Source organism: Avibacterium endocarditidis (genome assembly GCF_965138825.1).
Taxonomy (GTDB): Bacteria; Pseudomonadota; Gammaproteobacteria; order Enterobacterales; family Pasteurellaceae; genus Avibacterium; species Avibacterium endocarditidis.
Window position 1 is genome coordinate 128,174 of the sequence record NZ_CBCSDH010000002.1, and the last position, 13,507, is coordinate 141,680.

The following is a 13,507-nucleotide window of genomic DNA, read 5'->3' on the forward strand; positions in this document are numbered from 1 at the left end:
AAAACATTATGTCTGCATTTATTGAAACCAAAACGGGCCGCCAATCACAAGGCACATTGTTATTACGCACCCTTGCGATGCCTTCTGATACCAATGCCAACGGCGATATTTTCGGTGGTTGGATTATGTCGCAAATGGATATGGGCGGTGCAATTTTAGCCAAAGAAATTGCGCACGGCCGTGTGGTTACCGTGGCGGTGGATAGTATGACCTTTATCCGCCCGATTTCTGTGGGCGATGTGGTATGTTGCTACGGCCGCTGCGTGAAAGTGGGACGCACTTCATTGCAAATTAAAATTGAAGTGTGGGCGAAAAAAGTATCCAGCGAACCCATTGGTGAACGCTATTGCGTAACCGAAGCCGTATTCAGCTTTGTTGCAGTAGATAGCAACGGACGACCGCGTGTTGTTCCAAGAGAAAATAACCCAGAGCTAGAAAAAGCCCTTGCGTTAATTGATGAAGCCTAAAAAAGGAGAAACTATGTATTACGTTATTTTTGCTCAAGACAAACCCAATACCCTTGCTCAACGCCTTGCGGTGCGTGAACAACATCTTGCACGTTTAAAACAATTACAAGCAGAAAACCGCCTTTTAACTGCAGGCCCAAATCCTGCCATTGATGACGAAAACCCCGGTGAAGCTGGATTTACTGGCTCAACAGTAATCGCCCAATTTGACAGCCTTGAAGCGGCACAACAATGGGCAAGCCAAGATCCTTATGTGGAAGCTGGCGTTTATGGCGAGGTGATTATTAAGCCATTTAAGAAAGTTTTCTAAGCAAAAAATCGCAAAAATTCTCTCAAAAAACACCGCACTTTTCTTGTTTAACGCAAGAAAGTGAAAACAAGAAAAGTGCTACCCCTAACGATAAAAGCAATAAGAGGAAACACAATGTCAAACTTTCTACAAAATTACCAAAAACATATTGATGAACGTGCGGCACAAGGTGTTGTACCAAAACCATTAGATGCTGAACAAACCGCACAGCTTATCGAATTATTAAAAAATCCCCCTGCTGAGCAAGCCGATTATCTCCTTGAGCTTTTTAAAACCCGCGTGCCAGCAGGGGTGGACGAAGCAGCTTATGTCAAAGCGTCCTTCCTTGCTGCAATTGTCAATGGCACGGCCCATTCGCCATTGATTAGCCCAGAAAGTGCGGTGCAAATTTTGGGCACAATGCAAGGTGGTTATAATATAGAACCCTTGCTGCAAGCCCTTGATAATGAAGCCCTCGCCCCTTATGCCGTCACTGCCCTTTCTTCCACCCTTTTAATGTTCGATAATTTCTACGATGTAGAACAACGTGCCAAACAAGGCAATCCTTACGCGCAACAAATTCTTGAATCTTGGGCGAATGCAGACTGGTATTTATCACGTCCCAAATTAGATGAAAAGATCACCGTTACCGTATTTAAAGTGTCGGGCGAAACCAACACGGACGATCTTTCCCCCGCGCAAGATGCGTGGTCGCGCCCTGATATTCCTTTACACGCCTTAGCAATGCTGAAAAATGAACGAGAAGGCATTCAGCCTGATGACGCCGGCAACATTGGGCCAATTCAACAAATTAATGCGTTAAAAGAAAAAGGCTATCCGCTCGCTTATGTGGGTGATGTGGTCGGCACAGGTTCATCACGCAAATCTGCCACTAACTCAGTGTTGTGGTTTATGGGGGAAGATATTCCTTACATTCCGAATAAACGCGCAGGCGGCGTGGTATTAGGCGGAAAAATTGCCCCTATTTTCTTCAACACCTTAGAAGACGCGGGAGCATTGCCAATTGAAGTAGATGTCAGCAAGCTCAATATGGGCGATGTGATTGATATTTACCCATACCAAGGCAAAATCTGCAAGCACGATAGCGATGAAGTTTTGGCTGAATTTAGCTTAAAAACCAATGTGTTATTAGATGAAGTACGCGCAGGCGGACGTATTCCATTAATTATCGGACGTGGGCTAACCCATAAAGCGCGTCAATCCCTTGGCTTACCTGATAATGATGTATTCGCCAAACCACAAGCCGTTGCGGATAACCACAAAGGCTTTACCCTTGCCCAAAAAATGGTCGGCCGCGCTTGTGGTGTAGAGGGCATTCGCCCGGGGCAATATTGCGAACCAAGAATGACATCTGTCGGCTCGCAAGATACCACCGGCCCAATGACTCGTGATGAGCTAAAAGATCTCGCTTGTTTAGGTTTTTCATCGGATTTGGTGATGCAATCTTTCTGCCATACGGCTGCCTATCCAAAACCGGTGGACGTTGTTACTCACCACACCCTGCCAGATTTTATTATGAACCGTGGCGGTGTATCCCTGCGTCCAGGGGACGGCGTGATCCACTCTTGGCTCAACCGTATGTTATTGCCTGATACCGTAGGCACTGGCGGCGATTCGCACACACGCTTCCCGATTGGTATCTCTTTCCCTGCGGGGTCAGGTTTGGTGGCATTCGCTGCTGCCACTGGCGTAATGCCGTTGGATATGCCTGAAAGCGTGCTAGTGCGTTTCAAAGGGGAAATGCAACCGGGGATCACCTTGCGTGATTTAGTACACGCTATTCCTTATTATGCGATCCAACAAGGCTTACTCACCGTAGAAAAACAAGGCAAGAAAAATATTTTCTCAGGCCGCATTTTAGAAATTGAAGGGCTAGAACACCTTAAAGTGGAACAAGCCTTTGAGCTTTCCGATGCTTCTGCTGAACGCTCTGCGGCGGCTTGTACCATCAAATTAGATAAAGAACCGATCATTGAATATCTCAATTCTAATATCGTGTTGCTCAAATGGATGATTGCAGAAGGCTATGGCGATGCGCGCACCCTTGAACGCCGTATCAAAGCAATGGAAAAATGGTTAGAAAACCCAGAATTGCTCAGCGCTGATCCTGATGCAGAATATGCCGCGGTGGTTGAAATCGATCTCAACGAAATCAAAGAACCGATTTTATGCGCACCAAATGATCCTGATGACGCTCGACTGCTTTCTGAAGTGCAAGGGGATAAAATTGACGAAGTGTTTATCGGCTCTTGTATGACCAACATTGGACATTTCCGTGCTGCTGGAAAATTATTAGCCAAATTCAAAGACGTGATTCCAACCCGTCTATGGCTTGCACCACCAACAAAAATGGACGCCAGTCTATTAACAGAAGAAGGCTATTACAGCATTTACGGTAAAAGTGGTGCGCGTATTGAAATCCCAGGCTGTTCACTTTGTATGGGTAACCAAGCGCGCGTGGCAAACAACGCCACCGTGGTTTCTACCTCAACACGCAACTTTCCAAACCGTTTAGGACAAGGGGCGAATGTGTATTTGGCTTCCGCAGAACTCGCCGCCGTAGCAGCACTACTCGGCAAACTGCCAACGCCAGAAGAATACCAAGCCTATGTGGCGGATTTACAGCAGGACAAAGACGACACTTATCGCTATATGAATTTTGATCAACTTAATCAATATACACAAAAAGCCGATCAAGTGATCTTCCAAGCACCAGCTTAATCAACGCCTATCACAAAGTGCGGTGAAAAATTGAAAAAATTTCACCGCACTTTCTTTTTTCTCTGTTTATTAAAAATAAAAATGCAAGTTATTTTCTTTCCTAAATAAAAAGAAAAGTGCGGTAATTTTTTTCATTATTTTTATTAAATCTTTTCATCATTAATTAATGCCATTTAACCTTTTTATCATTGACAGCCCTAGCCTGCCCTTTCTATACTAAACGAGAATTAGTCGGGGTGCTTGATGGAATATCCAAACAAGCTGAGATAATACCCGTGAACCTGATTCAGTTAATGCTGACGTAGGAAACTAATTAGATCATATTCTTGCAAACGCCTTTATTTTGCGGAATTTTCTGCTTTACCTTTCTAATTTCTTTCTTGCTCGTCAATATCACTTTTTAATCATTTGTTAATAAGGAAATGACAATGCAATTTAAGACCTTTCTCTCATCATTTTTAGCCAAATCGCTTCTTCCTATTTGCGCTGCAGGCAGCCTATTTTTATTCAGCCACAATGCGCAAGCTGAAGGGCGATTAACGGTTTATTGCAGCGTGCAACATTCTGTCTGCGAAAAAATGGCGCAAGTTTTTGCCAAGAAATATAACGTGGACACCAAATTTGTGCGTAACAGCACGGGCGCAACCCTTGCCAAAATCAAAGCGGAGCAAGCTTTGCCTCAAGCGGATATTTGGTACGGCGGCACAATTGAGCCGCACTTTCAAGCCGCACAATTAGGCTTACTCGAGCCTTATCGTTCACCATTGCAAGCGGAAACTATGCCACAATTTAAAGCCTTGCTCGACAAACACGGCGATGTTACCTCCATTGGCTACATTATTGTGTTAGGCATTGGCGTAAACACCGAAAAATTCAAACAATTAGGCATTAAAGACTATCCAAAATGCTGGAAAGATTTAACCGATCCAAAATTTAAAGATCAAATTCAAATGCCTGATCCGCGCAATACTGGCACGGGCTATACCTTTATCGCAACGCTAGTACAGTTATTCGGTGAAGAAGAAGCCTTTCGTTATTTGAAAGCCTTAGATAAAAATATTTCTCAATATGCTAAAAGTGGTACAGAGAAATCCAATCTTTCCCGTGGTGATGCGGCGGTAACCATTGGTTTTATTAATGGTTATCACACCGAGAAAGAAAACGGTGCGCCTGTGGAAGCCATTTTACCTTGCGAAGGCGACAGCTATTCCCTTGGCGGCATCAGCATTTTGAAAGGGGCAAGAAATTTACAAAATGCAAAATTATTTATGGATTGGGCATTAACGCCTGAAGCGCAAGAAATTGCGTGGCGCGAAGAAAAAATGTATCAAATTCCAACCAATATTCACGCCAAAGCCTCACCAAATTCCACTGATCCAAAAACCTTAAAACTCATTGACTTTGATTTTGAACGCTTTGGTTCAGATGAAGAAGGTAAGCGCTTGATTAAGCGTTGGATTGAAGAAATTAAGCTTGACTAAGCTTTTCCATTGACAAAATATAAAGTGCGGTTAAAAATAACCGCTCTTTATGATTTTTTATTTTAGGAAAGCTGTTCGTAATGCGATACCAAATTATTTTCGCAATTTGTATTATTTTTTTACAATTCTTCATTTATATTTTTAACCGCACGCTATCTTGGCTTTATTTGCAAAATACCAGTCCTGTTTGTCGTAAAATTTTAACCCTTATTACTTATCTCGGCGCAAATAGTATTATTTTGCTCACTGTGTCGCGCATTTACCCAATGTTCCGCACCAGCGCGTTTATTTTGGCGTTTTTGCTCTTTGCCAGTTTTGTCAGTTTGGTGTGCGTAGCGATTTACTTTATTTTTAGAAAACAAAAATTTAAGCAAAAATTGCACCGCACTTTAGCTTGGCTTTATCCCCTTGGTTTAGCCAGTTTGATTGGCTTGAGTGTGTATAATGCTTACACGCCACAGGTAATTCATTATGAAATCACGCTAGATAAGCCTTTCAAGCCACTGCGCATTGGAATGGCGAGTGATTTTCACCTTGGGCGTTTATTTGGTGGGAAACAGTTAGATCAACTGGCTGAAATAATGAATGAACAAAAGGTGGATATTATTTTGCTGCCAGGCGATATTATGGATGATAATATTCGCGCTTATGTAGCAGAAAAAATGCAGCCACATCTTGCGAAACTGCGTGCGCCCCTTGGGGTTTATGCCACCTTAGGCAACCACGATTTCTTTGGTCAGCAACAAGCCATTGCGAAAGAAATTCGCAAGGCGGGCATTACGGTTCTGATGGATCAAGCGCTAGAAGTGGATAACCGTTTTGTGCTGATTGGACGCAATGATGATTTATTCAAAGCACGTCCAAAAACTAAACAAATTTTAGCCGCACTTGATAAAACCCGTGATAAAACAAAAAGGGATTTACCGATTTTTCTGTTAGATCATCGTCCAACAGAAATTATGGAACATTCCACCTTGCCGATTGATATTCAAGTTTCAGGCCACGCCCATAAAGGGCAAGTGTTTCCCGCAAATTTAATCACAAAAGTGTTATATCGTTTAGATTACGGTTATGAGAAAATTGGCAACGGGCATTTTTTCGTAACCTCAGGCTATGGATTTTGGGGGATTCCAATGCGATTAGGATCGCAATCGGAAGTGTTTATTATTGATGTGAAAGGGAACGAAAAGGAGTGATGATGAACTTTCTAAATAAAAATTTAAGCAAAATTTACACCGCACTTTGTTTAGGCTCGGCTACTCTACTTTCTAATGCCGTTCACGCAGAAGGCAAGCTAACAATATATTGCAGTGTGCAAAGCACAACTTGCGAGAAAATCACTCAAACTTTTAGTAAAAAATACAATGTGCAAACTCAATTTGTGCGTAACAGCACAGGGGCGACCTTATCCAAGTTAAAAGCGGAACAAAATAATCCGCAAGCAGACGCGTGGTATGGCGGCACAATTGAATTGCATTATCAGGCGGCAGATCTCGGCTTGCTTAGCCCTTATCGCTCACCAAAACAAGCGGAAACAATGCCACAATTTAAAGCCTTGTTGGATAAAAAAGGTGATCTCACCTCTATTTTGTATATGCTTGTGCTCGGCTTTGGCGTGAATACGGAAAAATTTGCTGAACTCGGTATTAAAGACTATCCAAAATGCTGGAAAGATTTGCTCGATCCACGCTTAAAAGGACAAATTCAAGTGCCAGATCCTCAGCTTTCAGGCACAACTTACACGGCCATTGTTACGCTCATTGAGCTTTTAGGGGAAGAAAAAGCCTTTGAATATTTAAAACAGCTTGATGCAAACGTGTCGCAATATATGAAAAGCAACCAAGTTACCAGCAACCTAGCGCGTGGCGAAAGCGCCGTGAGCGTAGGATTTGTGCATAGTTATGCAACGGAGAAAGAAAATGGTGCGCCCGTGGAAGCCATTTTGCCTTGTGAGGGCGATAGTTATTCTCTTGGCGGATTAAGCATTATTAAAGGCGCAAGAAATTTAGATAACGCGAAATTATTTGTGGATTGGGCACTTTCCAAAGAAGCACAAGAAATTCCGTGGCGTGAAGCGGGCGTGTATCAAATTCCAACGAATGTGAATGCGACCGCCTCACCGAAATCCGTTGATCCAAAAACCTTAAAACCGATTAATATTGACTTCGAGCGTTTTGGTTCAGCAGAAGAAGGGAAACGTTTGGTGAATAAATGGGTGCAAGAAATCAAACTGAAAAAAGAAAATTAATTTTTAGCCAAAAAACGACCCCACTTTTTAGGTGGGGTCTTTGCTTTTAGCCTTTCAAGTTTAGCCTTTCAAGCGTTCAAAGCCAGCTTTCAGATCCGCGATTAAATCTTCAACTTCTTCAAAACCAATATGCACACGAATTAATGTGCCAGTGAGCTTGCGTGCAATATTTGGACGAATTTTGGCAATTTCTTCAGGTTGGTTATACAGAATTAAAGATTCAAATCCCCCCCAAGAATACGCCATTGAGAAGAGTTCAAAATGATCCATAAAACGTTCTAATTGTTCTTGGGTTAATTTTTCGTTTAACTCAAAAGAAAATAACCCACTTGAACCAGTGAAATCCCGCTTAAAGTTTTCGTGTCCTGGGCAGCTTGGCAAAGCAGGGTGATACACGGCTTTGACTTCAGGCTGTTGAGCCAGCCATTGCGCCACTTTTATGCTATTTTCTTGATGTTGTTTAAGGCGAACCGCTAAGGTACGAATACCGCGCGCAGTCATATAAGCGGTATCCGCATCTACCATTTGCCCCATTAAATAAGAATGTTCGCGTAATTTATCCCAACAACGGGCGTTAGACACCGCCGTACCAATCATTGCATCGGAATGGCCGACTAAATATTTCGTGCCTGCTTGGATCGAAATATCAATACCGTGTTCCAATGCCTTGAACAACACGCCTGCTGCCCAAGTGTTATCAATCATAATCACCACGTCAGGATTCACCGCACGCACGGCTTTTACAATGGCAGGAATATCAGGCACTTCCATTGTGAGCGAGCTTGGTGATTCTAAAAACACTACTTTGGTATTGGGCTGCATTAAATTGGCGATTTCCGCGCCCATAAGCGGATCATAATAAGTGGTACTCACGCCCATTTTTTGCAAAATCACATTACAGAATACTTGAGTTGGCTCATAAGCCGCCCCTGTCATCAAAATATGATCCCCTGTGGCGACAAAAGAAAGAATCGCATTGGTTACTGCTGCTGCTCCACAAGGATAAAGATAACAACCTGCACCACCTTCTAATTCACACATTAAATCTTGCAAAGCAAAGTGAGTGAGTGTGCCGCGGCGGCCGTAATATAATGCGCCTTTGGTGAGATTTTTGCCTGCTTCTTTTTTATCTGCAAGGCAATCAAAAACTAGCGAAGAAGCTCGCTGAATCACTGGATTGACACTGCCTTGCGTCATTCTCTTTTTGCGTCCAGCGTGGACAAAAGTGGTGTTTGATGTGGTATTTGCTTTCATAAATTTTCCTTACTTTTATTAAACTTAGGTAAAAATAATCAATTTAATAGATAAAAACAGCTATTCAAGTGCGGTGCTTTTCTTTAGAATATTTGCCGATTTACGCTTATTGTTGTTTAAGCATATCTATCATCAATTTTTTATAGGAGATTTGTACTATGGTATTAGTAACTCGTCAAGCACCAGATTTTACTGCATCAGCAGTATTAGGCAACGGTGAAATCGTTGATAACTTTAACTTAAAAGAACACATCAAAGGTAAACCAGCTGTTATCTTCTTCTGGCCTTTAGATTTTACTTTCGTATGCCCATCTGAAATCATCGCATTCGATCACCGTTATCAAGAATTCAAAAATCGCGGTGTTGAAGTAGTTGGTGTGTCTATCGACTCTCAATTCACTCACAATGCGTGGCGTAAAACCTCTGTTGATGCCGGTGGTATCGGTGAAGTTCAATTCGCAATGGTAGCAGACGTTAAACACGACATCGCACAAGCTTACGGTATCGAACACCCAGAAGCAGGCGTTGCACTTCGCGCTTCATTCTTAATCGACAAAGATGGCGTTGTTCGTCACCAAGTTGTAAACGATCTTCCACTTGGTCGTAACATTGACGAAATGATCCGTATGGTAGATGCGTTACAATTCCACGAAGAGCACGGTGAAGTTTGCCCAGCTCAATGGGAAAAAGGTAAAGAAGGGATGAAAGATAGCCCAGAAGGCGTTGCAAAATACTTAAAACAAAACGCAGATAAACTTTAATTTTCTATTTCGTTTGATTTTATTTAGGAACGCAATAAGCCCTACAAATGTAGGGCTTATTTTTTGCATCAAAGACATAATAAAAAAGCTAAGTTTTATTAAACTTAGCTTTTCTTTGGATCAAATCATTAAAAAATCGATGATGCAAGAACAAGGATCACGCTAAGTGAAAGAACCACCATCATCATTGCATAGCCAAATGTACCCATAATTTACTCCTAAAAGTTGATAAAATTTCTCGGGATTATAGCAAAATTGCGAAAAAAAGAAAATTTCTTAAACAAACGAGAAAAAGCTGTGATACAGCGCAAATTTTTTCACAATAAGCCTTAACAATTCGATTTCGCCCTTTATAATAGCCAAAATTTTTTGGAGGATTTATGGCAACAATTAAAGATGTGGCAAAAATGGCGGGCGTATCCACAACGACCGTATCTCATGTAATCAATAAAACCCGTTTTGTTGCGCCAGAAACAGAAAAGCAAGTACGTGATGCCATTCAAGCATTGAATTATTCACCAAGTGCGGTGGCAAGAAGCTTGAAAGTAAACACTACAAAATCCATTGGAATGATCGTAACCACCAGTGAAGCCCCTTATTTTGCGGAAATTATTCACGCCGTGGAAGAGCATTGTTATCGCCAAGGTTATTCTTTATTTTTATGTAACACGCAAAATGAACCTGAAAAAATAAAAAATCACTTAGAAATGTTAGCCAAAAAACGCGTGGACGGCGTATTGGTAATGTGCGCAGAATATACGCAAGATTCTCTTGATCTATTGGCGAATTTCACGGATATTCCAATGGTGGTAATGGATTGGGGGCCGAATAATCAAAACACAGATATTATTCAAGATAACAGCTTTGAGGGCGGTTATATGGCAACCAAATATCTGATTGATAACGGACATAAAGCCATTGGTATTATTGCGGGAGAATTAATCAAAACCACCGCCAAAACACGCTATGAAGGCTTTGTTAAAGCAATGGAAGACGCCAATTTGCCTATCAATCCTAACTGGGTGATGGAGGGTTTTTTTGAGCCAGAAGACGGCTATGAATGTATGAATAAAATCTTAAGACAAGATGAATTGCCAACAGCCGTGTTTTGCTGTAATGATGTAATGGCGCTAGGCGCAATTTCGGCCATTGGTGAAAAAGGGCTGAAAGTGCCTGATGATATTTCCATTATTGGCTATGATAATATCCACGCCTCACGTTTTTATTCGCCACCGCTCACTACGATACACCAGTCTAAATCTCGTTTAGGTGCACAAGCGGTGAACTTATTGTTCCAACGCATTAGTGAGAAATCAGGCCAGCACGAAATTATTGAAATGCACCCTGAATTGGTGATCCGTAGCTCGGTGAAAAAATGTAATTAACGCCAATTTATCCGCTCAGTATAATGCCCGTTAAGTGCGGGCGTTTTTATTTCTATTTTTTAACAAATTTGTAACTTATTTAGATTTTATATAAAAAAATTGCAGAAATTTATAGAAAAACCACCGCACTTTTGATTTATATTATTTTTTATCTTTTAAATAATTGACCTTTCTCCCTATTTTTGATTATATCTATCTCAGAAAACGAATTTACTTTTTTGTGAGGTGCTTATGATCCAACAATACACAACGTTGCGTAACAACATCAATATGCTTGGGCATTTCTTAGGGGAAACCATTAGTGATGCACAAGGCAGTGAAATTCTTGATTTAATTGAAAAAATTCGCGTGTTATCAAGAAATTCCCGTGCAGGTGATGAAAAATCCCGTGAACAATTGCTTGAAATACTAGCCACGATTTCCGATGAAAACATCATTCCTGTGGCGCGTGCTTTTAGCCACTTCTTAAACCTCACCAATATTGCTGAGCAATATCAAACCATTTCCCGTCAGCATATTGACCAAGAGTCTTCCGACCGTACCTTAGAAGCGCTCTTTCAACGCTTAAAAGCGCAAAATGTGCCAACAGAAAAAGTGCTTGATGCGGTACAGAAACTGATTATTGAGCTGGTGCTTACCGCTCACCCAACAGAGGTAACACGCCGTTCACTCGGGCATAAACACGTTGAAATCAACCGCTGTTTAAGCCGTTTGGAACACGATGATTTAACCGAAGCGGAAACCACCAAACTTAAACGCCGCTTAATGCAGCTGATTGCTCTTGCTTGGCATACCAATGAAATTCGTACTCAACGTCCAACGCCCGTTGATGAAGCCAAAGCAGGAATGGCGGTGATTGAAAACAGTTTATGGAAAGCCGTGCCAGAATTCTGCCGTTTATTTAACTTCCATTTAGAGAAAAATTTTGCGGTGCAGCTGCCAGTGGATCTTGCCCCTGTGCGTTTTTCTTCTTGGATGGGCGGTGACCGTGATGGAAACCCATTTGTTAGCGCGCAAACCACCCGCCAAGTGTTGCTGATGAATCGTTGGAAAGCCGCAGAACTCTTTTTAGAAGACATTAAATTACTTGCTGATGAACTTTCTGTGATTGAATGCACGCCAGAATTTCGTGCTAAATATGGCGATCACCTAGAGCCTTACCGTTTTGTGGTGAAAGATTTGCGTAGCAAATTGATCAAAACCGTGGCGAATTACGGCGATTTATTGGAGGGCAGAACCCCAGTTGTAACTGAGCAAGAACTGCTCACTGATGACGAACAGCTTTGGGAACCCCTTTACGATTGTTATCAATCTCTACATCAATGCGGAATGCGCATTATCGCTAACGGCGCGCTACTTGATTGCTTACGCCGTATCCGTTGCTTTGGTTTATCCCTTTCTCGCCTTGATATTCGCCAAGAAAGTACACGTCATAGCGATGCCATTGCGGAAATCACCCGTTATATCGGTTTAGGCGATTATTCACAATGGACGGAAGATGACAAACAAGCGTTCTTAATCCGTGAATTAAGCTCACGCCGCCCACTGTTACCGCGTGATTGGCAACCTTCAGCAGAAACGCAAGAAGTGTTAGATACCTGTAAAGTGATCGCAGAACAGCCAGAGGGCGTGATTTCCTGCTACATTATTTCTATGGCGCGCACGGCTTCTGACGTGCTTGCCGTGCATTTACTCTTGAAAGAAGCGGGCGTGCCTTATCATTTGCCTGTTGTGCCATTGTTTGAAACCCTTGATGACTTAGATGCGTCTGAAGAAGTAATGCGCCAATTATTCAATATCGGTTGGTATCGTGGCGTGATTGACAACAAACAAATGGTGATGATCGGCTATTCCGACAGTGCCAAAGACGCAGGAATGATGGCGGCTTCTTGGGCGCAATATCGTGCGCAAGAACAGCTAGTGAATTTGTGTGAAGAACTCGGCATTGAACTCACCTTATTCCACGGACGCGGCGGCACAATCGGACGTGGTGGCGCACCAGCACACGCAGCATTACTTTCTCAGCCACCACGCTCATTGAAAAACGGATTGCGTGTTACTGAACAAGGGGAAATGATCCGCTTTAAACTGGGCTTATCAGCCGTGGCAGTGGGCAGTTTAGATCTTTATGCTAGCGCAATTTTAGAAGCCAATTTATTACCACCGCCAGAGCCAAAAACGGCGTGGCGTGAAGTGATGGACGAGCTTTCTACCACGTCTTGCGAAATTTACCGTGGCGTGGTGCGTGGCGATAAAGATTTCGTGCCTTATTTCCGTTCTGCAACGCCAGAACAAGAGCTGTCAAAATTGCCATTAGGTTCACGCCCTGCAAAACGTAATCCAAATGGTGGGGTAGAAAGTTTGCGTGCTATTCCTTGGATTTTCGCGTGGATGCAAAACCGCTTAATGCTCCCAGCTTGGCTTGGTGCAGGCGCTTCTGTGCGTTTAGCCATTGAACAAGGCAAAGGTGATGTGATCGAAGAAATGTGTAAACAATGGCCGTTCTTTTCTACGCGTATCGGAATGTTGGAAATGGTATTCAGCAAAACCGACACTTGGCTTTCAGAGCATTACGATCAGCACCTTGTGAAACCTGAATTGTGGTATTTAGGGCAATCATTACGCGAACAATTAAAAGCGGATATTCAAACAATTCTGTCTTTATCGCACGAAGATCAATTAATGTCTGATCTTCCTTGGATTGCTGAATCTATCGCACTGCGTAATATTTACACCGATCCACTTAACTTATTACAAGTGGAATTATTACGCCGCTTGCGTGAAAATCCAGAAAATCCAAATCCTGATGTTGAACAAGCCTTGATGATCACCATCACAGGTATCGCAGCGGGAATGCGTAATACGGGCTAAAAGCTAATC

The 13,507-nt window shown here is 42.4% G+C and carries 10 protein-coding genes and 1 riboswitch; of the genes, 9 read left to right on the forward strand and 1 reads right to left on the reverse strand.

Features of this window, described 5'->3' with window-relative positions; genetic code table 11:
• Positions 1–8: 8 nt before the first annotated feature.
• From yciA to ACNAV8_RS01710, 6 genes are all read left to right on the forward strand, one after another.
• Positions 9–467, forward strand: a complete 459-nt coding sequence (yciA, locus tag ACNAV8_RS01685; RefSeq protein WP_103853028.1) for an acyl-CoA thioester hydrolase YciA — start codon at positions 9–11, stop codon at positions 465–467.
• Between the two features lie 13 nt (positions 468–480).
• Positions 481–777 carry a YciI family protein gene (locus ACNAV8_RS01690; protein WP_103853029.1) on the forward strand — a complete coding sequence of 99 codons (297 nt, stop codon included), beginning with the start codon at positions 481–483 and terminating at the stop codon, positions 775–777.
• Between the two features lie 114 nt (positions 778–891).
• Positions 892–3,498 (forward strand): bifunctional aconitate hydratase 2/2-methylisocitrate dehydratase, encoded by a 2,607-nt coding sequence (acnB, locus tag ACNAV8_RS01695; protein ID WP_415777095.1) that lies wholly within the window; start codon positions 892–894, stop codon positions 3,496–3,498.
• Positions 3,499–3,720: 222 nt separating this feature from the next.
• A riboswitch (TPP riboswitch) is annotated at positions 3,721–3,823 on the forward strand.
• A gap of 103 nt (positions 3,824–3,926) precedes the next feature.
• Positions 3,927–4,979 (forward strand): ABC transporter substrate-binding protein, encoded by a 1,053-nt coding sequence (locus ACNAV8_RS01700; protein WP_103854924.1) that lies wholly within the window; start codon positions 3,927–3,929, stop codon positions 4,977–4,979.
• 80 nt (positions 4,980–5,059) lie between these two features.
• Positions 5,060–6,175, forward strand: coding sequence for a metallophosphoesterase (locus tag ACNAV8_RS01705; protein ID WP_415777096.1), 1,116 nt, complete (start codon positions 5,060–5,062; stop codon positions 6,173–6,175).
• 2 nt (positions 6,176–6,177) lie between these two features.
• A complete protein-coding gene (locus ACNAV8_RS01710) occupies positions 6,178–7,227 on the forward strand; it encodes an ABC transporter substrate-binding protein (protein WP_415777131.1) in 1,050 nt (349 codons plus the stop codon).
• 60 nt (positions 7,228–7,287) lie between these two features.
• Here ACNAV8_RS01710 and metC read toward each other — a convergent pair whose 3' ends face one another.
• Complete coding sequence (gene metC, locus ACNAV8_RS01715; RefSeq protein ID WP_415777097.1) at positions 7,288–8,481, reverse strand: cystathionine beta-lyase; 1,194 nt, start codon at positions 8,479–8,481, stop codon at positions 7,288–7,290.
• 158 nt (positions 8,482–8,639) lie between these two features.
• Here metC and ACNAV8_RS01720 point away from each other — a divergent pair, with 158 nt between their 5' ends.
• The 3 genes from ACNAV8_RS01720 to ppc all read left to right on the forward strand — a co-directional run bounded on the left by ACNAV8_RS01720 (position 8,640) and on the right by ppc (position 13,498).
• Positions 8,640–9,242 (forward strand): peroxiredoxin C, encoded by a 603-nt coding sequence (locus ACNAV8_RS01720; protein ID WP_103855102.1) that lies wholly within the window; start codon positions 8,640–8,642, stop codon positions 9,240–9,242.
• 380 nt (positions 9,243–9,622) lie between these two features.
• Positions 9,623–10,627: an HTH-type transcriptional repressor PurR gene (purR, locus tag ACNAV8_RS01725; protein ID WP_415777098.1), complete on the forward strand. Its 1,005-nt coding sequence runs from the start codon at positions 9,623–9,625 to the stop codon at positions 10,625–10,627.
• Positions 10,628–10,858: 231 nt separating this feature from the next.
• On the forward strand, positions 10,859–13,498 hold the full coding sequence (gene ppc / locus ACNAV8_RS01730; protein WP_103854976.1) for a phosphoenolpyruvate carboxylase: 2,640 nt from the start codon (positions 10,859–10,861) through the stop codon (positions 13,496–13,498).
• Positions 13,499–13,507 lie beyond the last annotated feature (9 nt).